Annotated in this window: 21 protein-coding genes and 1 pseudogene; 12 read left to right on the forward strand and 10 right to left on the reverse strand. The window is 63.1% G+C overall.

The window, feature by feature from the left end; translation table 11 throughout:
- Window positions 1-2: 2 nt before the first annotated feature.
- The gene (locus V3C85_RS05775; protein ID WP_331794135.1) at window positions 3-986 is read right to left on the reverse strand and encodes an ABC transporter substrate-binding protein; all 984 of its coding nucleotides are present in this window, start codon (window positions 984-986) and stop codon (window positions 3-5) included.
- A gap of 198 nt (window positions 987-1,184) precedes the next feature.
- Between V3C85_RS05775 and V3C85_RS05780 the strand changes: the two genes are divergently transcribed.
- Window positions 1,185-1,589 (forward strand): c-type cytochrome, encoded by a 405-nt coding sequence (locus tag V3C85_RS05780; RefSeq protein WP_331794136.1) that lies wholly within the window; start codon window positions 1,185-1,187, stop codon window positions 1,587-1,589.
- A 213-nt stretch (window positions 1,590-1,802) separates the two neighbouring features.
- Window positions 1,803-3,572 (forward strand): PQQ-dependent methanol/ethanol family dehydrogenase, encoded by a 1,770-nt coding sequence (locus tag V3C85_RS05785; protein WP_331794137.1) that lies wholly within the window; start codon window positions 1,803-1,805, stop codon window positions 3,570-3,572.
- Window positions 3,573-3,645: 73 nt separating this feature from the next.
- On the opposite strand, the gene V3C85_RS05790 is transcribed toward V3C85_RS05785, so the two are convergent.
- Window positions 3,646-4,704, reverse strand: a complete 1,059-nt coding sequence (locus V3C85_RS05790) for a lysine-2,3-aminomutase-like protein (RefSeq protein WP_331794138.1) — start codon at window positions 4,702-4,704, stop codon at window positions 3,646-3,648.
- Window positions 4,704-5,174, reverse strand: a complete 471-nt coding sequence (locus V3C85_RS05795) for a lytic transglycosylase domain-containing protein (protein WP_331794139.1) — start codon at window positions 5,172-5,174, stop codon at window positions 4,704-4,706. Before V3C85_RS05795 ends, V3C85_RS05790 begins: the two co-directional genes overlap by 1 nt.
- Before the next feature lie 169 nt (window positions 5,175-5,343).
- Here V3C85_RS05795 and V3C85_RS05800 point away from each other — a divergent pair, with 169 nt between their 5' ends.
- From V3C85_RS05800 to V3C85_RS05810, 3 genes are all read left to right on the forward strand, one after another.
- A complete protein-coding gene (locus V3C85_RS05800) occupies window positions 5,344-6,036 on the forward strand; it encodes a response regulator transcription factor (protein ID WP_331794140.1) in 693 nt (230 codons plus the stop codon).
- 76 nt (window positions 6,037-6,112) lie between these two features.
- Window positions 6,113-7,333 (forward strand): FIST N-terminal domain-containing protein, encoded by a 1,221-nt coding sequence (locus V3C85_RS05805; protein WP_331794141.1) that lies wholly within the window; start codon window positions 6,113-6,115, stop codon window positions 7,331-7,333.
- Window positions 7,330-9,534 carry a hybrid sensor histidine kinase/response regulator gene (locus tag V3C85_RS05810; protein ID WP_331794142.1) on the forward strand — a complete coding sequence of 735 codons (2,205 nt, stop codon included), beginning with the start codon at window positions 7,330-7,332 and terminating at the stop codon, window positions 9,532-9,534. The genes V3C85_RS05805 and V3C85_RS05810 overlap by 4 nt, the downstream gene beginning before the upstream one ends.
- Before the next feature lie 97 nt (window positions 9,535-9,631).
- Here V3C85_RS05810 and V3C85_RS05815 read toward each other — a convergent pair whose 3' ends face one another.
- The 3 genes from V3C85_RS05815 to purU form a co-directional block, all read right to left on the reverse strand.
- Complete coding sequence (locus V3C85_RS05815) at window positions 9,632-10,033, reverse strand: rhodanese-like domain-containing protein (protein WP_331794143.1); 402 nt, start codon at window positions 10,031-10,033, stop codon at window positions 9,632-9,634.
- Between the two features lie 208 nt (window positions 10,034-10,241).
- Complete coding sequence (locus V3C85_RS05820) at window positions 10,242-10,556, reverse strand: hypothetical protein (RefSeq protein ID WP_331794144.1); 315 nt, start codon at window positions 10,554-10,556, stop codon at window positions 10,242-10,244.
- A 171-nt stretch (window positions 10,557-10,727) separates the two neighbouring features.
- Window positions 10,728-11,567, reverse strand: coding sequence for a formyltetrahydrofolate deformylase (purU, locus tag V3C85_RS05825; RefSeq protein WP_331794165.1), 840 nt, complete (start codon window positions 11,565-11,567; stop codon window positions 10,728-10,730).
- Here purU and V3C85_RS05830 point away from each other — a divergent pair.
- The 3 genes from V3C85_RS05830 to dusA all read left to right on the forward strand — a co-directional run bounded on the left by V3C85_RS05830 (window position 11,473) and on the right by dusA (window position 13,253).
- On the forward strand, window positions 11,473-11,808 hold the full coding sequence (locus tag V3C85_RS05830) for a hypothetical protein (protein ID WP_331794166.1): 336 nt from the start codon (window positions 11,473-11,475) through the stop codon (window positions 11,806-11,808). The genes purU and V3C85_RS05830 overlap by 95 nt on opposite strands.
- 67 nt (window positions 11,809-11,875) lie before the next feature.
- Window positions 11,876-12,079, forward strand: a complete 204-nt coding sequence (locus V3C85_RS05835) for a hypothetical protein (RefSeq protein WP_331794145.1) — start codon at window positions 11,876-11,878, stop codon at window positions 12,077-12,079.
- A 181-nt stretch (window positions 12,080-12,260) separates the two neighbouring features.
- Entirely contained in the window at window positions 12,261-13,253 is a 993-nt protein-coding gene (gene dusA, locus V3C85_RS05840; protein WP_331794146.1) for a tRNA dihydrouridine(20/20a) synthase DusA, read from the forward strand.
- On the opposite strand, the gene V3C85_RS05845 is transcribed toward dusA, so the two are convergent.
- On the reverse strand, window positions 13,237-14,424 hold the full coding sequence (locus tag V3C85_RS05845) for a multidrug effflux MFS transporter (protein WP_331794147.1): 1,188 nt from the start codon (window positions 14,422-14,424) through the stop codon (window positions 13,237-13,239). The genes dusA and V3C85_RS05845 overlap by 17 nt on opposite strands.
- A gap of 144 nt (window positions 14,425-14,568) precedes the next feature.
- On the opposite strand from V3C85_RS05845, the gene V3C85_RS05850 reads away from it, so the two are divergent.
- Both V3C85_RS05850 and V3C85_RS05855 read left to right on the forward strand, forming a co-directional pair.
- The gene (locus tag V3C85_RS05850; RefSeq protein WP_331794148.1) at window positions 14,569-15,393 is read left to right on the forward strand and encodes a sulfite exporter TauE/SafE family protein; all 825 of its coding nucleotides are present in this window, start codon (window positions 14,569-14,571) and stop codon (window positions 15,391-15,393) included.
- Window positions 15,387-16,136, forward strand: coding sequence for a phytanoyl-CoA dioxygenase family protein (locus V3C85_RS05855; RefSeq protein WP_331794149.1), 750 nt, complete (start codon window positions 15,387-15,389; stop codon window positions 16,134-16,136). Before V3C85_RS05850 ends, V3C85_RS05855 begins: the two co-directional genes overlap by 7 nt.
- Here the strand turns inward: V3C85_RS05855 and V3C85_RS05860 are convergent.
- Genes V3C85_RS05860 through ccmI form a run of 3 tightly spaced genes read right to left on the reverse strand, consistent with a single transcriptional unit; the run spans window position 16,133 to window position 18,067 of the window.
- Window positions 16,133-16,363: a DUF1289 domain-containing protein gene (locus tag V3C85_RS05860; RefSeq protein WP_331794150.1), complete on the reverse strand. Its 231-nt coding sequence runs from the start codon at window positions 16,361-16,363 to the stop codon at window positions 16,133-16,135. The two genes, V3C85_RS05855 and V3C85_RS05860, sit on opposite strands and share 4 nt — an antisense overlap.
- A gap of 4 nt (window positions 16,364-16,367) precedes the next feature.
- Window positions 16,368-16,841 carry a Holliday junction resolvase RuvX gene (gene ruvX, locus V3C85_RS05865; protein ID WP_331794151.1) on the reverse strand — a complete coding sequence of 158 codons (474 nt, stop codon included), beginning with the start codon at window positions 16,839-16,841 and terminating at the stop codon, window positions 16,368-16,370.
- Window positions 16,838-18,067, reverse strand: coding sequence for a c-type cytochrome biogenesis protein CcmI (gene ccmI, locus V3C85_RS05870; protein WP_331794152.1), 1,230 nt, complete (start codon window positions 18,065-18,067; stop codon window positions 16,838-16,840). The genes ruvX and ccmI overlap by 4 nt, the downstream gene beginning before the upstream one ends.
- 349 nt (window positions 18,068-18,416) lie before the next feature.
- On the opposite strand from ccmI, the gene V3C85_RS05875 reads away from it, so the two are divergent.
- Window positions 18,417-19,664, forward strand: coding sequence for a sarcosine oxidase subunit beta family protein (locus V3C85_RS05875; RefSeq protein WP_331794153.1), 1,248 nt, complete (start codon window positions 18,417-18,419; stop codon window positions 19,662-19,664).
- Window positions 19,665-19,745: 81 nt separating this feature from the next.
- Window positions 19,746-19,858, forward strand: a pseudogene (locus V3C85_RS05880) (sarcosine oxidase subunit delta); the annotation flags it as partial.

Genomic DNA, 19,858 nt, shown 5'->3' on the forward strand with positions numbered 1-19,858 from the left:
GCTCAGCTTCCGGGCTGAATGAACACGCCTTCGGGCAGCGACGTGGTTTTGCCCATCAGCTCCTCTCCACCCAGATTTGCCATGATTTCCAGCATCTTGGCGGCCGAAGCTTCATCAACCGGGCCGGGGGCCGGGATGCCGGCGCGGAACCCGGCTTTCAGGGCCTCAAACTGGGCATCGGATTTTGCGTTCATGATCGGGCGCAGGCTATCCCATGCGGTGTCATCGACGGCCAGAATCTCTTTGGCCGCGCGGCTGGCCTTGCTGAAACCATCAACGATTTCAGGATGTTCACGCAGGAAGCTGCCCTTGACGACATAGCCCAGCAGCGGTGTCTGATCGGACAGGCCCAAGGCCAAAGCCGCATCGGAAACCGTCATCAAGGGACGAAATCCCGCTGCCTCGGCCTTGGCGTTGAAGTGCCAGAAGTTGATCGCGCCATCTGTTTCGCCATTCAGGGCGGTTTCGAAAATCAGCGGTGGGGCGCCAAAGACCTGCTCGGTTTCTGATTGCAGATCAAAGCCTTGGCTTTGGGCATAGGCACGCAGGATCAACCAGCTTTTGTCCACCGGCCCGCCCGCGATGCCAATCTTCTTGCCCGCCATATCGGTCAGGGCCTGCGCCGGGCTGTCGGCCCGCACCATCAGCGCGCCCACGGCTTTGGAATAAGGGATAAAGACATAGTCATTCCCCTCGGCCCGCATGCGCGCCACCCACAGCCAGTCAGAGACGATGACATCGGCCTGATCGCCTTGAAAAGCAATCTGTGCCGCCGGCCCGGCAGCGACATCTTGCACCACCATGGTGAATCCATTCGCCTTATCAAGCCCTTGTGCGGCGATTGTGGTCAGTTCCCAATTCACGGTGCCCGAGACTTGCGTGGCGATCCGCAGGTTGTCTTGCTGGGCGATTGCGGCGGTGGCCAGCGTCAGGGCAGCACTGGCCCCCAACACGGCGGCCCCCAGGAAACGGCGCGTGAATGACATGATGATCTCCTCCCGATCGATGGGCTCAGCCTAGCAAGCTTGCGCCGGGGCGAAATGCGACCTTCGCACTACGACCATTTTACGCCCCATCTACGACCATAAGCCCGGCCTTTCTTGACATGGGTCAAGTCGCGCAGGGGCCTTGCGGGCGCACACCTTGGGCGGAAACGCCGCAACCCCAAGCCACGGAGACTGAAAATGACCCCAACCGCCAAAACCCTGTGCCTTGCCTTGATGCTTGGCCTGCCCGCCCTTGCGCCCGCGCAAGCGGACGAGCCGAAGATTTTTAACGAAATCAAGGTGACAGCGGGCGAAGATCTGTTCAACGCGGAATGCCGCCGCTGCCATTCGGTCGAGGCGGACCGCAGCTCTTATGGCCCGCTTTTGGGTGGTGTGATCGGGCGGCCAGCCGGGTCTGTGGCCGATTATCCCTATTCGGATGCGCTGAAATCGGCCTCATTCGTCTGGACGGTGCCCGCGCTGAAGGCGTGGATCGCCGACAATCAGGGATTCGTGCCGGGCACCAAGATGCGCCATGTTGGCATCGAAGATCCGGTGGTGCAGGATTTCATCCTTGCCTATCTGGCCACGATCCAGCCCTAAATCCAGCCGATTTTTCGGCAAACCCTGCGCAAGATCAAGGAGATGCGGGAGGGCGCCTCTCCTGATCGCCACGGCCAAGAGACAAAGGTCGTAAGACCAATGGCCAATACCCTCGGGCCCTTGCGATCACGATGATGCCAGCAGACCGGCGCTGACTGTGCAGGAGGGGGCAAGTCGCGGACCGTGTCGTCAAAACCGAGGGAGGAGACCCGGATGAATCGCTTTGTCATCGCTGTCACCGCCGCTTTGATGGCTGCCGCTCCGGCTGCCTGGGCTGGTGTGACTGAAGAAGACCTTGCCAATGACGCCACCACCGTGGGCGATGTCGTGACCAATGGCATGGGCCGCGACCTGCAACGCTATAGCCCGCTTGAGACGCTGAACAAGGACAACGTCAAGAACCTGCTGCCGGCCTGGGCCTTCAGCCTTGGGGGCGAAAAGCAGCGCGGGCAAGAAACCCAGCCGCTGGTGCATGACGGGGTCATGTATATCACCGGATCCTATTCGCGGCTTTATGCGATTGACGTGATGACGGGCAAAGAGCTGTGGCAATATGATGCCCGCCTGCCCGAAGGCATCTTGCCCTGCTGCGATGTGGTCAACCGCGGCGCGGCGCTTTACGGCGACAATATCTATTTCGGCACGCTGGATGCCCGCATTGTGGCGCTGAATGCCAAGACCGGCGATGTGGTCTGGAACAAGAAGATCGCTGAATACAAGGAAGGCTATTCCTACACCGCCGCACCGCTGATCGTGAACGGGCTGGTCATCACCGGCAATTCGGGTGGCGAATTCGGGATCGTGGGCGAAGTGCAGGCCCGCGATGCCCTGACCGGTGAAACCGTCTGGACGCGCCCGGTGATCGAGGGCCATATGGGCACGCTGAACGGCGCCGAAAGCACGATGACCGGCACATTGAACGCCACCTGGCCGGGCGATCTGTGGAAAACCGGCGGTGGGGCGACGTGGTTGGGGGGCTCGTATGATGCCGATACCAACACGCTGGTCTTTGGCACAGGCAACCCGGCCCCCTGGAACAGCCACCTGCGCAATGCAGGCGCACCGACCGAGGGCAATGTCGGCGACAACCTTTACGCTGCCAGCCGCCTGGGCATCGACCCGGCCACGGGCGAGATCAAATGGCACTTCCAGTCCACCCCGCGCGAAGGCTGGGATTATGACGGGGTGAACGAAGTCGTGTCCTTTGTGGACAAGGACGGCAACAAGCGGTTTGCAACCGCAGATCGCAACGGCTTTTTCTATGTGCTGAACCGCGAAGATGGCAAATTCGTCAGCGCCCATCCCTTTGTGAAAGACATCACCTGGGCCAGTGGCATCGACGAAACCGGCCGCCCGATCTTTAACGAAGCCAACCGCCCCGGCGACCCGGCCAAAGCCGCTGATGGCGGCAAAGGAGAGGTGGTGTTCTCCTCGCCCTCGTTCCTTGGCGGCAAGAACTGGATGCCGATGGCGCACAGCCAGAAAACCGGCCTGTTCTATGTGCCTTCGAACGAATGGGGCATGGATATCTGGAACGAGCCGATCACCTACAAGAAAGGGGCGGCCTATCTGGGCTCGGGCTTTACCATCAAGCCCAATTACGAAGACCATATCGGCAGCCTGAAGGCGATTGATCCGGTCACCGGGGAATGGAAGTGGGAATACAAGAATGATGCCCCGCTTTGGGGGGGTGTCATGACCACGGCCGGGGGCCTTGTGTTCTTTGGCACGCCCGAGGGCGAATTCCTGGCACTTGATGACGAAACCGGCGAAACGCTTTGGAGCTTTCAGACCGGTTCGGGCATCGTGGGCCAACCGATCACCTGGGAAATGGACGGCGAGCAATATGTCTCGGTCATCTCGGGCTGGGGGGGTGCTGTGCCGCTGTGGGGTGGCGAAGTGGCCAAAAAGGTCAACTACCTGAACCAGGGCGGTATGGTCTGGACGTTCCGTCTGCCCAAACAACTGGCGCAGGCCAACTGACCCCCTCCGGTCAGGCCTGACCAGCGCGCGCCCCGGGCAACCGGGGCGCGGTTGGTTTTGCGCCTGCGCGCTGTTACGCCGGCTCTGCCGGATCAGCGTAAAGATGGCGCTTGCCGTTCCAGTCGGTCACTTCCCACGCCCCACGGCTCAGATGGGTCAGATACCCCGGGCCGATGGGTGACTTTCCATGCCCGCCGGGAATATCAAGCACATAGCTGGGCAGGCAGGGCCCTGAAAGGCGGCCACGCAGTTGGGCCATCAGGGCCTGGCCCTGGGCAATCGTGGTGCGAAAATGGCCCGCGCCCCGCGCCATGTCGCAATGGTGCAGGTAATAGGGTTTGACCCGCAGGGCATAAAGCCGGCGAAACAGCGTCTCCAGCGCATCGGCTGTGTCATTCACCCCGCGCAGCAGAACCGATTGCGACAACAGGCCGATCCCCGCATTGGCCAGCCGCCCGATGGCCTCGGTGGCGGCGGGCGTCAGCTCATCGGCATGGTTGGTGTGGATCACGATCCATGGTGTCAGGCGGGTGCGCAGTGCGTCGATCAGGGCCGCGTTGATCCGCTGGGGGGCCACCACCGGCACCCGGCTGTGAAAGCGCACCACCTGAACATGGTCGATTGCCGCCAGCCGCTGCATCACATCGGCCAATCGGCGGGGCGACAGAACCAAGGGGTCGCCGCCCGTCAGGATCACTTCCCACAGCTGTGGGGTCTGCGCGATGTAGTCAAGGGCCGCGTCCAGTTGGTCGGGCGGCAGATGCCCGGTGTCGCCCACCGTTTCACGGCGAAAGCAAAAGCGGCAATAGACCTCGCAGGTTTTGGTGATGTGCAGGATGGCGCGGTCGGGGTAGCGATGCGTCAGCCCCGGCACCGGCGCATGGGCCGCGTCCCCGATCGGATCGGTCAGATCTTCGGGCCGGGCAATCAATTCCTGGGCCGAGGGCACGAATTGCCGTGCCACGCCATCCGAGGTGGCGGCGTCACGCATCTCGGGCGTGATGCGCAGGCGGAAATCCTGCACCACACGCGTCAGGGTATCGGCCTCGGCGGGCAGGGCAAAACCGTCGCGGATCAGATCCGCGACCGACACCGTGGCGCGGCCCTTGTGAGTGTCAGGGGCAAGCTGCATCAGCTGTGCAGCCCGGTTTCTTCCAACAGGCCCAGGCGCTTGGCCTCATAGTAATATCCCTTGGAATACCACATCACCGCCCGGTCCTGATTGCCGCGCGACACGATCCAGGCCCCGCGCAGATAGCGCCCGGCGTAGCGCAGGTTGGTTTCGGCATCCAGCAACTCCTCGGCCGGGCCACGGTGGCCCATGGTGCGCGCGGTTTGCGGCAAGATCTGCATCAGCCCGTAATAGGGCCCGTTGCGCGCGGCGGGGTTATAGCTGCTTTCGCGCTGAATCACCCGGTGCAGCAGGCTTTCGGGGATGTCATGGATTCGCGCATATTTGGTGATCAGAGCCTGCATCTCCGGGGTATTCCCCGCCTGCTCGCGGTGCTGCGGCGGCTTGTCTTCCCGGCCTTTGGGCCGACCACAGGCGGAAACGGCAAGACCAAGGGCCAAGACAAGGGCGGTGCGGCGGGTAATCGTCATGTGAACTCTCCGGGTGACGGCGTGGGCTTAGACCAAATCGGATTGCGCCTCTAGTCCCTGCTTTGCCGATTGGCGGGAACATGCGACACCATATAGGACTTAAGGCCAGCTTTGCCCGACTTGGCCGGGTTGTTAGGCTGAAACGACAGCAGGCGCGAAAAGGTGTTCCATGACCTCGCATTCCCTTACTGAACCGATGCTGACCTCGGCCCTGATCGTGGATGATCACCCCTTGTTTTGTGATGCTTTGTCGATGACGCTGAAGGCAGTGGCAGGTATTTCGCGCATCGAAACCGCCGACCGGCTTGAGGCTGCGATTGCCCGGCTGGATCGCGAACCGCTGCCCGATGTGGTGGTGCTGGATCTGAACCTGCCCGATGTCGATGGGCTTGATGGGCTGATCCGGCTGAAATCGGTGGCAGCGGGGGCGCCGGTGGTGGTGGTTTCGTCGCTGGCTGACAATCGGGTGATCGGGGCTGCCTTGCGGGCGGGGGCGTCGGGCTTTGTGCCCAAGCACAGCCACCGCGACGTTTTTCGTGCCGCCTTTGAGGCCATTCGTCTGGGCAAGACCTATGTGCCCGAAGGCTTTACCCCGTCGAATGATCCGAATTCCCCCGCGACCCAAAAGGAAGAGGCGATCGCCCGACTGTCGCTTTTGACACGCCAGCAGGCCAAGATCCTGCAACTGATCTGCGAGGGCATGTTGAACAAGCAGATTGCCTATGATCTGTCGATTGCCGAAACCACGGTCAAGGCCCATGTCACCGCGATCATGCGCAAGATGGGGGTGCAAAGCCGCACGCAGGCGGTGTTGATGGCGCGCGGCGCCAGTTTCGACAGCCTTATGCCAGAAAGCGAATAGCGCCCTGGGCGGTGTGCTTTCGCTTGCAGCCCGGGCAGGTTGGCGCGTAGCCTTTCCTGGCTGAGGGAGGATCAGGATGCAGGACGCGTCGGCATGGGGGGCAAGCTCACCTGACCGCGATGCCAGACCGGCATCGGTGGGGGCAAAGCGTGGCTTGGCCGCGCTGCCGCTGGTGGCCACGGCCTCTATCCCTGCGACAGACCCCGATTGCACCGAACGCCTTTGCGCGGCGCTTGGTCCGGGCCCGTTTGCCAAGGTCTTTCTATTCGTCACGGCCGAGGCCGATCTGGCCGCGCTGACTGCGGCGATTGGCGATTGCTTTGACGCCTCTGTTGTCATCGGCTGCACCACGGCGGGCGAGATTTCGGGCGCGGGCTATGCCGAGGGCGAGATCGTGGCCGTGGGTCTGCCTGCCAGCCATTTTGCCGTCGATTGCCTGTTGGTGCCTGATCTGACGGCCATCGCGGCCCAGGATCTGATCGGCGAGACGATCCGCCGCCGCACGGCTCTGACGGCGCAATCGCCGGGCTTTGATGGCGAATTTGCCTTTCTGCTGGTGGATGGCCTTTCGACACTGGAAGACGAACTGACCTCGGCCCTTGCGCCGGGGCTGGGGCCGGTGCCCCTGTTTGGCGGGTCGGCGGGCGATGGCATTCGCTTTGGCGAAACGCGGGTGATCTGGCAGGGCAAGGCCCTGAGCAATGCGGCAATCCTGACGCTGGTGCGCACGCGGGCGCGGGTCAAGGTGTTCAACCTGGATCATCTGGTGCCCACCGGGCGCAAGATGGTGGTGACCGAGGCTGACCCAAAACGCCGGATCGTGCGCCAGATCAATGCCGAACCGGCAGCGCGGGAATATGCGCGCCTTTTGGGCAAAGACCCCGCCCAGCTGACCACCTTTACCTTTGCCGCCCATCCGGTGGTGGTGCAGGTGGGCGGGCGGCATCATGTGCGTGCCATCCAGCGGGTTGATGAAAACGGCGATCTGATCTTTTTCTCGGCCATTGACGAAGGCCTTGTGCTGACTCTGGCCGAACCGCAAGACATGGTGGCCCATCTTGACCGCGAATTGGCCCGGCTGTCCGAAGATGGCGCGCCTGCCGCCATTCTGGCCTGCGACTGCATCCTGCGCCGGATGGAGGCCTTGGAGAAACAGAAATACGGGGCCTTGTCGCAGGTGCTGCGCAACCATCGCGTCGTGGGCTTTTCCACCTATGGCGAACAGTGGAATTCGATGCATGTGAACCAGACAATGACGGGGGTTGCGATCTATGCCCCCGAGGGCGAGGCGGAATGACCGACACGCTGATCAACCCCGCCGATCCGCCCGACCGGCAGTTGTCAAAGCTGCTGACGATTGCCGGGGCGCTGATGCGGCGGGTCGAGCAGACCACCGATGACAGCGGCGCCGCCTACGCCCAGTTTCAGCGCGCAGCCATGCTGGAAGATCAGGTGCGCGACCGCACCCGCGATCTGGAACATGCGCTTGATCTGCTGAACGAATCGAACGCACGTCTGGCACAGGCCAATCACAATGCCGAGGCCGCCCGGCAGAACCTGTCCAATGCCATCGAGACGATTCAGGAAGGCTTTGCCCTGTTTGACGCGCAAGACATTCTGGTGATGTGCAATTCGCGTTTTGGCATGCATATGGAGGATATTCAGGCCGATCTGCGCCCCGGCCTGACCTTTGATCAATATGTCGATCGGGTCAGCCGGTCGCGCTATTTTTCCTTGCCCGAAACGGAACGCCCCGAAGATTGGGCCGTGCGCCGCAAGCGTCGTCATCAAGACCGGCATGTGATCTTTAACGTGCGCATGATCTGGGACCGTTGGGTGCAGGTCAGCGAACATCGCACCGCTGATGGCGGCACGGTGATCTTGCAAACCGATGTGACCGACATCATCCGCTCGGAACGCCATGAGCGGGGCAAGATGCTGGATGATCAGGCCCGCGTGATCCGCGCCACGCTGGACCATATCAATCAGGGTGTGTCGATCTTTGATGCGCAGGCGCGTCTGGTGGGGTGGAACGAACGGCTGGGCCAGCTTTTGGCGATTCCGCTGGTGCGGTTTCGGGTGGGGGCGTCCTTCGACTATCTGTTGCAGCGTTTTCGGGCCGAGATCGGTTTTTCCGATGGGATGACCGATGGCATGCTGGAAGATTGGGTGCATGGCCCCAAAGGCCGCGCTCCGCTGTCGTTCGAGGTGCGGCGCAATGGCGATGACATGATCCTGGCCGTTTTCGCGCAGGAAATGCCCGATGGCGGCTTTGTGATGAGCTTTACGGATGTCACCGCCGAACGCGCCGCGATCGAGGCCCTGAGCCGGGCCAATGAAACGCTGGAGGCGCGGGTGATGGACCGCACGCTGGAACTGGAAGATGCGCTGACCAATGCCGAACGCGCCAATGCCAGCCGCTCGCGTTTTGTGGCCGCGGCAAGCCACGATCTGCTGCAACCGCTGTCGGCGGCCAAGCTGTTCATCTCGTCGATCGACGATGCCGCCATCGACCCTTCGGCGCATGAGGCGCTGAAAAAGGCGCAAAACGCGCTGGTGTCGGTCGAGGGCATTCTGGATGCGCTGCTGGATATCTCCAAGCTGGAATCGGGCCGGGCCTCGATGTCGGTGGGGCAGGTGGCGCTTGGCCCCTTGCTGCGCCAGTTGGAAGAGGAGTTCACCGCCATTGCCGCCGCCAAGGGCCTTCGGTTGACGGTGCGCCCGGTCAAGGCCCTTGTGACCAGCGATCCGGCCTATTTGCGGCGGATTTTGCAAAACCTGATCGGCAATGCCATTCGATATACCACCAGCGGCCGGGTTCTGGTTGGCGCGCGCCTGCGCGGCGGCATGGTGCGGCTTGAGGTCTGGGATACCGGCCCCGGCATTCCCGAAGAAGAGCAAGACAATATCTTCAAGGAATTTCACCGCCTGAACGCCCGCGCCTCGGCCAGCGAAGGCATGGGGCTGGGGCTTGCCATCGTCGAGCGCGCCTGCGCGCTGTTGGGGCATCCCTTGGGCCTGTCGTCGCGGCTGGGGAAGGGCACCTGTTTCATGTTGCAGGTGCCGCTGTCCAATTCTGACGAGGCGCAGGTGGCCCGCCCGCAGCCCCGCCCGGCCGAAGCCCGGATGCAACTGGAAAACAAGATCGGCTTTCTGGTCGAGAACGACCATGATCTGCGCCGCGCCATGTGCCTCTTGCTGGAAAAATGGGGCCTGTCGGTGCTGGATGCCGAAACCGGCGAAGAGGCTTTGGGCCTGATCGAGGAATTGGGGATCTTGCCCGATTTCTTTCTGGTCGATCACCAGTTGGGCGACGGGATGACGGGGGTCGAGTTCATCACCCGCATGCGTGCGCGCCATGGCGATGTGCCTGCCCGCCTTGTCACCGCCAATCGCAGCGCCGAGGTGCGCAGTCAGGCCCTGACGGCCGGAGTCGAGATGATGATGAAACCCATCGACCCCCGCGCGCTTGAGGCGTTTCTGACCAGCCTGCCCTGATAGATGGCCCGTGCGCGGGTGAAATTCACCGGACACGCGAGCACAAGTTCGGCGCTGTTCGCCCCAAAGCGCGCGGCTCTTGGGCGTGTGGTAACGGTCAGTCCCTCTGTGCGGGGAATTCTACGGGGCCGCCGTATTTTTCCCATGTGGAAAAGCCCTCTTTCAGATGCGCGGCCTTAAACCCCATATCCTGCAAGGTGGCGGTGGTCAAAGCCGACCGCCAGCCCGAGGCGCAATGAAAGACATATGTCTTTCCGTTTTGGCCGAAGATATCCTTGTAATAGGGGCTGTCAGGATCGATCCAGAATTCGATCATGCCCCTCGGCGCGTGAAAACTGCCGGGGATAAAGCCGCTGCGCATTCGCTCGCGGATATCACGCAGATCGACCACCACGACATCCGGGTGTCCCAGCATGGCAATCAGGTCGGGAGTTTCAATTTCGGTGATCCGCTGGCGTGCGGCTGCGACCATTTCGGCGGATGAGAGTTTCAGAGTCATCTGGGGTCCTGTCTTGGCATCTGGAACAGATATAGCGCATCGGCAAGCGATCTGAACCTTCAGCAAACCCTATCCGCAAAGCAAACAGCAGGCGACAGGCTATTGTCCCGCATCAGCAGGCCCTTAAGATTCCCGAGAACTCCGCCCGTGACCCAGCTTGCGCGCGATGCGCAAAGGAAAGCGGGATCTGCCACGCGTTGACCGGCGCTCACATTTCGTGAATTTGCGCAACTTCGACCGACCCGCTGCCATCCAAGACCATCGGGCAGCCCTTGGCCATGGCGCAAGCCTCGTCCATCGTTTTGGCCGAGATGACAGTATAGCCCGACAGGGGATTTGCGCCGCCATCGCTTTGCACACCCGCCTTGGTAACTGTTTTTGACAGGCCAACGGGGGCACCGCCGTCAACCACAGCTGCCCCCATCGACCGATACCACGCATCCCAGGCGGCCATGACGATCACGCCTTGTTCTGGCGTCTCTGGCATCCCCCCGCCATGATAGGCGAATATGAAATTTGGCATCCGATCCCTCCCCAAGACCACCGCCGGCAACGAGTCGGCGCATAGGTCAAGTTAGCAGATTTAGGCATTGCTGTCCGAAGGATGGTCACAAGGATGAATGCATCGCGCGCCGCCGCCTGACGACGCAGCGCGGGCGGTGGGGGCAGCCTGCGCCGCTGCCCCCGGCTGCACTCAGCCCATCCGTTCCGAACTATAGCTGCCGGGCGAGGCCGGAAAGACCACCGTCTTGTCACCGTTCAGCATGACACGGTGATGCACATGGGCGTGAATGGCCCGCGCCAGCACGCTGGCTTCGACATCGCGGCCCAACGAGACATAATCTTCGGCCGATTGGGCATGGGTCACGCGGATCGTGTCCTGCTCGATGATCGGGCCTTCATCAAGATCGGCCGTCACATAATGCGAGGTTGCGCCAATCAGCTTCACGCCGCGCTCATAGGCCTGCTTATAGGGGTTGGCCCCTTTGAAACTGGGCAGGAACGAATGGTGGATGTTGATGATCCGGCCAGACATCTTCTGGCACATCTCATCCGACAAGATCTGCATATAGCGCGCCAGCACAATCAACTCGGCGCCCGATTCCTCGACCACCTGCATGATCCGCGCCTCGGCATCGGGCTTGTTGGCCTTGGTCACGCGGATGCAGTGGAACGGAATATCCTGATTAACCACAACCTTCTGGTAATCCATATGGTTCGAAATCACCGCCACAACCTCGATCGGCAGCGCCCCGATGCGCACCCGATACAACAGATCATTCAGGCAGTGCCCAAAACGCGACACCATCAGCACGACCTTCATCTTGGTCGCCGTGTCATGGAAGGCGAAATCCATGTCGAATTCTTTGGCAATCTCGGCAAATTTGGTGGTCAGGGTGTCGGGGGTTGCGCCGGTTTCGGCCACAGCACTGATCCGCATGAAGAAACGCCCGTTGTCGATGTCATCAAACTGGGCGCTGTCGGTGATGTTGCAGCCCTCTTGGGCAATAAAGGTTGAGATCTTTGCAACGATCCCGCGACGGGACGGGCAGGTGACGGTCAGGCAGAACTTGGTCATGGGAACTCCGGAAAGGGATCATGCGGCGCAGGGTGCGTTGTTCAGCGGGCCTTCGCAATGGCCCGTCAACCGCCAGTGCCATGCTGCCAAGGCTGGCGTCAATCACAAGGACAAACGGCTTGCCCCGCAAAGCGCGCCCAACACTCCGAACCTCGGCATGGATGATCAAAAAACGAACTCGGTGGGCATGTGCTGATGTATCTGCCGCATTTTTGGGCGCAGCTGGGATGCCTCTTGGCGGTGAAGCCAGGGGCACGAACACTGTGCCGACCATAAGTAACCGCTGCGAGTATGTCGGCACATCGCCCCTGGACACGCATCACCGCGCCGATCTGTCAGGCGTGGCCGCGCGCGGGGAGACATTCGTCGTCGCCGACGGGCAGGGCGCGGCATGGCAGCTTGATCAGGGCCTGACCCTGTTGGAAAAGCACCCCCTTGCCTGGGACAACCGCCTGATCCCCATCTGACGCGCAGATCCGGCAAGGCCCCTTGCCCTGTCCCCTGCCGCACTCGGGCCAAGGTGGTTTCCCTTGGCCCTCGATATCGGCTATAGGCAGGGCAGCCAGATCACCGCCACAGGGCAGGCGGGCCAAGCAAGACCGGTGGGGCGGCCGTGGCACCCCGCCGTGCCGTGTCAACGGGGTGAAGATGCAAGACCGACCAACCAAAGATCACGCGCACAAACTGTCCGTCGCGCCCATGATGGATTGGACCGACCGCCATTGCCGTTTCTTTCACCGGCTGATGACGCGGCGGGCGATGCTTTATACCGAGATGGTCACGGCCCCGGCGGTGATTCATGGGCCAAAGCCGCGCCTGCTGGATTATTCCGATGCGGAACACCCCATCGCCTTGCAACTGGGGGGCTCTGATCCGCGCGAATTGGCGCAGGCCACGGCCATCGCCCGCGACTGGCACTATGACGAGATCAACCTGAACGTCGGGTGCCCGTCTGATCGGGTGCAATCGGGCTGCTTCGGCGCGGTTCTGATGGAGCGTCCGGCCCTGGTGGCCGATTGCGTGGCGGCGATGATCGGCGAATCTGCCGTGCCTGTCACCGTGAAATGCCGGATCGGCGTGGATGATCAGCTGCCCGAACAGATCTTGCCCGATTTCATCGACCGCGTCAGCCGCGCCGGGGTGCGCCATTTCGTGATCCATGCCCGCAAGGCCTGGCTTCAGGGCCTGTCGCCCAAGGAAAACCGGGAAATCCCGCCGCTGGATTACGCCCTTGTGCAGCAGATCAAGCGCGATTTCCCCGATCTGACGATCTGCATCAACGGCGGCGTCACCACGCTGGCGCAGGCCAGGGATCTGCTGGCCCTTGGGCTTGACGGGGTGATGATCGGCCGTGCGGCCTATCACGATCCGGCCTCGGTTCTGATCGGGGCCGATGCCCTGTGGGGCGAGGATCACGCGCCCGACCCGGTGGCCGTGGTGCGGGCCATGCACCCCTATATCGCGGCGCATCTGGGGCAGGGCGGGCGCCTGCACCAGATCACCCGGCACATGCTGGGCCTGTTCACCGGCCGCCCCGGCGCCCGCCACTGGCGGCGCACCTTGTCCGAAGGCGCCAGCCGCGACGGGGCCGGGCTTGATCTGCTGGACCGCGCGCTGGATCAGGTCAGGCTGGCCGCCTGACCCCGCCCATCCGCAGGGCCAGCCCCAGGGCCAAAGCCGCACAGACACAGATCGTGGCCAGCATCGGCAGCACCGTCCCGTCAAAGAACGGCGCGCTGATCGCCACGATCACCCCCCCCGCCAGCATTTGCAGCGTGCCCCCCAAAGACGAGGCCAAGCCAGCAACATCGCCGTGATCCTCAAGCGCCAGCACCATCACGGTGGGAATGACCAGCCCAAGGCAGGCATTGGCCAGAAACAATCCGGCCACAACCACCGGCAGGCTGGCATAACCGGCCAGCCCCAGCCCCAACAGCCCCGCCGTGGCCGCTGCAAAGCCAAAGGTCGCCCGCTGCACCACGGTCTGCGCCCCAAACCGCAGCCCCAGACCCGCCGCCAGTTGTGACGCCCCGAAAAAGCCGATCGCATTCACCGCAAAGGCCAGGGAAAACTGCGTGGGGCTCAGGCCAAAGGCCTGCGTATAGACAAAAGGCCCCGAGGCGATGAAGACGAAAAAGCTGGCCATGCCAAAGCCGCCCAGAAAGGTCAGCCCCATAAAGCCCCGGTCGGTCAGCAGCCGCCGCGCGCCCTGCAGGCTGCGCCCCATGTCAAAGGTCTGGCGGTGCTGCTGCGGCAGCGTCTCGGCCAGCACAAAGCGGATCATCGCCAGCGACACCAGCGCCGCCACCGCCAAGACCGCAAAGATCATCCGCCATCCGGCAAAGGCCAGCACGATCGACCCGGCCAAGGGCGCCAGCATGGGCGAGACGGAAATCACCAGCATGATGGCCGCCATCAGCCGCGTTGCCTCATGCCCCGTGGCCATGTCGCGGATGATCGCGCGGGGCACCACCATCACCGCCGCCCCGCCAAGGCCCTGCACGAACCGGCCCAGCCACATCACCTCGACCGATCCGGCCAGGGCGCAGATCAGCGTGCCCAGCAAAAAGACCGCCAGCCCGGCATAAAGTGGCCGCTTGCGCCCGGCCTGATCTGCCCAAGGGCCATACACCAACTGGGCCAGCCCAAAGGCCAGAAAATAGGCCGTGATCGTGCCCTGCATCGCCGGCACCGCCGCCGCCAGATCACGCCCGATCTCGGGCATGGCAGGCAGATACATGTCAATGGCAAAAGGCCCGACCGAGGACAGCAGCCCCAGCACTAGGGCAGGGCGCATCAGGCTATCGGACATGGCTCGGGCTCCTTCCCCACGGTTGTTCTGCCCGCAGGCTTAGGCTTTTGGGCCCCCAAAGTCACCTTGCAATGTCACCCCGCTCTGGCACCTGCGCGCGGCGCGCGCTAAATCGGGGCACCGAAAGATCCAAGGAACGCCCCAATGCCCCCAATCGACCCCATGCTTTTGCTTGCCATGATTGCCTTGCTTGCCGTGATCGGTGCCTTTGCCGGGGTGCTGGCGGGCCTTTTGGGGGTTGGGGGCGGCATCGTTCTGGTGCCTGCGTTCTTTTACGCCTTTACCAGCCTTGGCTTTGTCGGGCCCAACCTGATGCAGGTCTGCCTTGCCACCTCGCTGGCCACAATCATCGTAACCTCGTTGCGCTCGGTTCTGTCGCATAACAAAAAGGGCGCCGTCGATTGGGACGTGCTGAAAAGCTGGGCGCCGTTCATTGCCCTTGGGGCGGCGGTTGGCGTTGTCACCGCCTCGGCGCTCAGTTCGGGCACCTTGCAGATGATCTTTGGGGTGCTTGGCATCTTTGTCGGCCTTTACATGGCCCTTGGCCGTGCCCATTGGCGCTTGGGCGAGGCGATGCCCAAAGGCCCGCGCCGCGCCGTGATGGCCCCGATCGTGGGGTTTCTGTCGGTGCTGATGGGCATCGGTGGCGGCAGCTTTGGGGTGCCGCTGATGACGCTGTATAACATGCCGATCCACCGCGCCGTGGCCACGGCGGCAGGCTTTGGCGTGACCATCGCCCTGCCTTCGGTCATCGGCTTTCTGATCCTGCCCGTGCAGGACGCACCGCCCTACAGCCTTGGCGCGGTCAACCTGCCGGCCTTCTTTCTGGTGATCGCAATGACACTGATGACCGCCCCCCTTGGCGCCAAGCTGGCCCATGCGCTGGATCCCAAACCGCTCAAGCGCATATTTGCGGTGTTCATCACGCTGGTCGCGCTGAACATGCTGCGCAAGGCCCTGGGATGGTAGGCGCGCCCGGCTGGCAACGCATCGGCCCCGATCCGGCCATCGCCGCCTGGGCCGCTGCGGCCCTGCCGCTGGCCCGACAGGCCATTGCCCGCAGCCCCGACCCCTGGCGCTGCGGGGGCACCTGGTTTGTGGGGGTTGATGCCCTGCCCAATGCCCCCGATGGCAGCATCACCGCCACGCCCTTTCCCTGGGCCAGCCTTGGCCTTGCCCCCGAACCGCTGCACCCTGCGCAGCTCTCGACCATCCGCCCCGGCTATCCCCAGCCCTCACCCGACGAAAGCCCCGCCGCCTTTCGCTTTCGCCAAACCCGCGATGCGGCGCATCTGGATGGCCTGTTGCCCATCGGCCCCGACCGCCGCCGCATGATCCGCGAGCCGCATGGCTGGATTCTGGGCCTGCCGCTGACCGACGCCAGCCCCGATGCCGCCCCCCTGACGGTGTGGGAGGGCAGCCACCAGCTGATGCGCGCCGCCCTGCACAAGGCCCTGGCCCCGCATCCGCCGCATGACTGGCACAATGTCGATATCACGCAGGCCTATCAGGCGGCACGCCAACAGGTCTTTGCCACCTGCCGCCGCATCCTGCTGCCCGCCCGCCCCGGAGAGGCCACGTTGCTGCATCGGCTGACCATCCACGGCGTTGCACCTTGGGCTAGCACCGCCACTGCCGCGCCCGAGGGCCGGATCATCGCCTATTTCCGCCCGCTTCTGGGCAGCGTCCATGATTGGCTGACGCGCCCCTAATTGCCCAACCGGGCCGACCGCCCGCCCCGGCGCTTTTGCAGACGTGGCGCGCGTGCGGGCAGTTCGGCCATCACGGCGGCCCGCGCCTCATGGCTCATCCGCGACCAGGCGGTGATTTCGTCGATCGACCGGAAGCAGCCGACACAAATGCGCTCTTCGGGATGCACGACGCACAGCTTGACACAAGGCGACTGAATTTCGTCCCGCTTCCAGACATCGTCTTTCAAAGGCTCATCCCCGGCTCATATGCGCCAGTCGGTCCAGCGCGCCCTGCAAGATATAGCCCGCCGCCACCTGATCAATCACCTCTTTCCGACGCTTTCGCGACGTATCCGCCTCCAGCAGTGCCCTTTCTGCCGCAACGGTCGATAACCTCTCATCCCAAAAGGTGATGGGCAGGGCCGTCAGCTTTTCCAGATTGCGGGCAAAGGCGCGGGTCGATTGCACGCGCGGGCCTTCTGATCCGTCCATGTTCAACGGCAGGCCCAGAACGATGCCGCAAATCTGGCGGCTGTCCAGCAGGGCCAGCAGACGCGCGGCATCCAGCGTGAATTTCTCGCGCCGGATCACCTCGACCGGGGTCGCCACCTGCCGCCGCAGATCGGACAAGGCGACACCAATGGTCTTGTCGCCCAGATCCAGCCCCGCAATCGCGCGATTGGCGGGCAGGGCGGCGACAAAACCCTCGATGTCGGGCAGGATCATTCGGCCACACCGGCGGTAACCGCAGCCTCGCGCAGGCCCTGCAATTCCACGGTCTGGCCCTCGAACCGCGCCATCGCCTCGGCATAGATCTCGCGTGCCTCATCGACGCGGCCCAGCACCGCCAGCGACGAAATCAGCCGCGCCCATTCTTCGGCGCTGCCGCCTTCGGTGGCCAGACGCTCGCCCAGTTGCGCCACCATGCCCTCAATCATAGCCGTCCGGTCGCCCTCGGTCATTTCACCCGCTGCGGCAATATCGTCGGCACTTGGCCCGGCCAAGGCAGGCCCGGCGGCCGGCATCTCGTAATTCACCCCTGCGCGCGCGGCCACATCGGGCATCTGCGCCCGGATCGGCGCCACCCAGGGCGCGTCGGGTGGGCTTTGCTCCAGCAGCGACCGCCACAGGGCAAAGGTGCGATCAAACCGCCCCACCTGGGCGAACATCACCCCGGTGTAATAGCGCGCCAGCCCATTTTGCGGATCACGCTCCAACGCCTGGATCAGCACCGCCTCGGCCTCGGGGGTGATATAGCCCCCGGTCGCCAGAATCATCATCTCGGCCCAGGTCGCCACTTCTTCGGCTTGGGCCTGATCGCCCTTGATCGCCACGATCCGCGCCATCGCCTCTTTGGCGGCGGCATAATTGCCAAGTGCCGCCTCGTTGCGCGCCAGCAATTCCAGCCCGCGCAGATCATCGGGGCGCTCGGCCATGGTGGCGCGCAGCTTGTCCATCAACTCCAGAAAAGACGGGTCCACATCGGTGCGCGGCGTGACGGGCGGCGCAGATGCTTCGGCCTCGGCCTGCGACACGCGGTTGGCGCGCAACTCCTCGGCCATGGCAAACCGGTCGCTCAGCGGCAGGTCAGGATAGCCCGGCGCGCCGATCCGCCAATACAACAGCGCAGACCCCGCGATCAGCACCGCAATCAGCCCGATCACCCCCATCCCGGCCCGCCCGCTGCGGGCCCCGGTCTGGGCCTGGGCGGCGCGGTCGGCCTCCAGCAAGCGGCGTGACACTTCGGCCTTCAGCCGCGCGCCTTCGTCGCCGGGCAGGGTGCCGCGGGCAATGTCGCGGTCAATCTCGGCCAGTTGGTCGCGGTAAACGACGATGTCGAATTCAGCCGGCGTTGCGCCTTCGTGCCGCCCCTTTACCAGCGCACGGATCAAGGTTGCCGCCACGGCCAGCATCACCCCGGCCACCGCCAGCCAAAAGCCCCAGTCTTGCATCGTCTTGTGCCTTTCCTCGTCCTTGGCCCCCGATCTAATGGTTTGCCGCCCGATCCGAAAGCCGCAATTGGCCGCAGGCGGCCTTTGCGTCCTGCATATTGATGTGATCTGCTGTGCCTTTTCGGCGACACTACAGATGCACCACGCGAAAACCACAGGAAAACCACGCGAAAACCACGCGAATACCACGGCCTTTCGGCCCGATTTGCAGCCCAAAGGCGGCTTGCGCAAACACCCCTTGCCGATGTCGCAATTTTCCCTGTAGTGCCGCTGCTGAGGGCGGATAAAATACGCCACGGGTCCACATATGGGCACGACTTTCAGGATCACCGCCAAGGATGTTCGTCCGATGAAACGCTATTCCGTCTTCGCCATCGCCAAACAGGCCATGGGCTATCACATGGGCTGGGAACGGGCCTGGAAATCGCCCGAACCGAAAAAGGCCTATGACGCGATCATCGTCGGCGCAGGCGGCCATGGCCTTGCAACCGCTTATTATCTTGGGAAAAATCACGGCATCCGCAATGTCGCGATCATTGAAAAGGGGTGGCTTGGCGGCGGCAACACCGGGCGCAACACCACAATCATCCGGTCGAACTACCTGCAAGATTCCTCGGCCGCGATCTATGAAAAGTCGCGCAGCCTGTATGAAACCCTGTCGCAGGATTTCAACTACAACGTCATGTTCAGCCCCCGCGGCGTGATGATGCTGGCCCAGACCCACCACGAGGTGCGCGGCTATCTGCGCACGGCCCATGCGAACAGTCTGCAAGGCGTGGAAACCCGCTTCATCACCCCGCAAGAGGTGAAAGAACTCTGTCCAATCATGAACATAGACGGTCCACGCTATCCGGTTCTGGGCGCGCTGTGGCAGGCACGCGGCGGCACCGGGCGGCATGATGCTGTGGCCTGGGGCTATGCGCGGGCCTGTTCGGCCATGGGGATGGACATCATCCAGAATTGCGAAGTCAAAGGGGTGCGGTCTGAAAACGGTCAGGTCACCGGGGTGGAAACGACCAAGGGCTTTATCGGCACGAAAAAGCTGGGCATCGTGGTCGCGGGCCATTCGGGCCAGCTGGCCGAGATGGCGGGCTTCCGCCTGCCGGTCGAATCCCTGTGCCTTCAGGCGTTGGTGTCCGAGCCGATCAAACCCTGCATGGATGTGGTCGTGATGGCCAACACCGTGCACGGCTACATGTCGCAATCGGACAAGGGCGAAATGGTCATCGGCGGCGGCACCGACGGGTTCAACAACTACACCCAACGCGGCAGCTTTCACCACATCGAAGAAACCCTCCGCGCCCTGATCGAGACCTTCCCGATGATCAGCAGACTCAAGATGTTGCGTCAGTGGGGCGGAATCGTCGATATGACGGGGGACCGCTCGCCCATCATCTCGAAAACGCCGCTTGGCAATTGCTTTATCAACTGCGGCTGGGGCACCGGCGGTTTCAAGGCCATTCCCGGTTCGGGTTGGGCCATGGCCGATCTGATGGCCAAGGGAGAGCCGGGGCCGCTGGCGGCGGAATTTGACATGTGGCGCTTCCGCGAAGGCCGCTTCATTGACGAAAGCGTCGCAGCCGGGGTGGCACACTGACATGGCCCTTCATCTGTTCATAAATATCCCGGGGGTCCGGGGGCAGAGCCCCCGTCGCGCCCGCTCAAAGGGAGCACTGACATGCTGATCCTTGAATGCCCCTATTGCGGCGTTAAGGCCGAGGAAACCGAACTGGCCCCGGGGGGCGAGGCGCATCTCAAGCGGTTTGGTCCCGGTTCGGCCGATGAGGAATT

Source organism: Pseudotabrizicola sp. L79, assembly GCF_036553525.1.
Classification (GTDB): Bacteria; Pseudomonadota; Alphaproteobacteria; order Rhodobacterales; family Rhodobacteraceae; genus Pseudotabrizicola.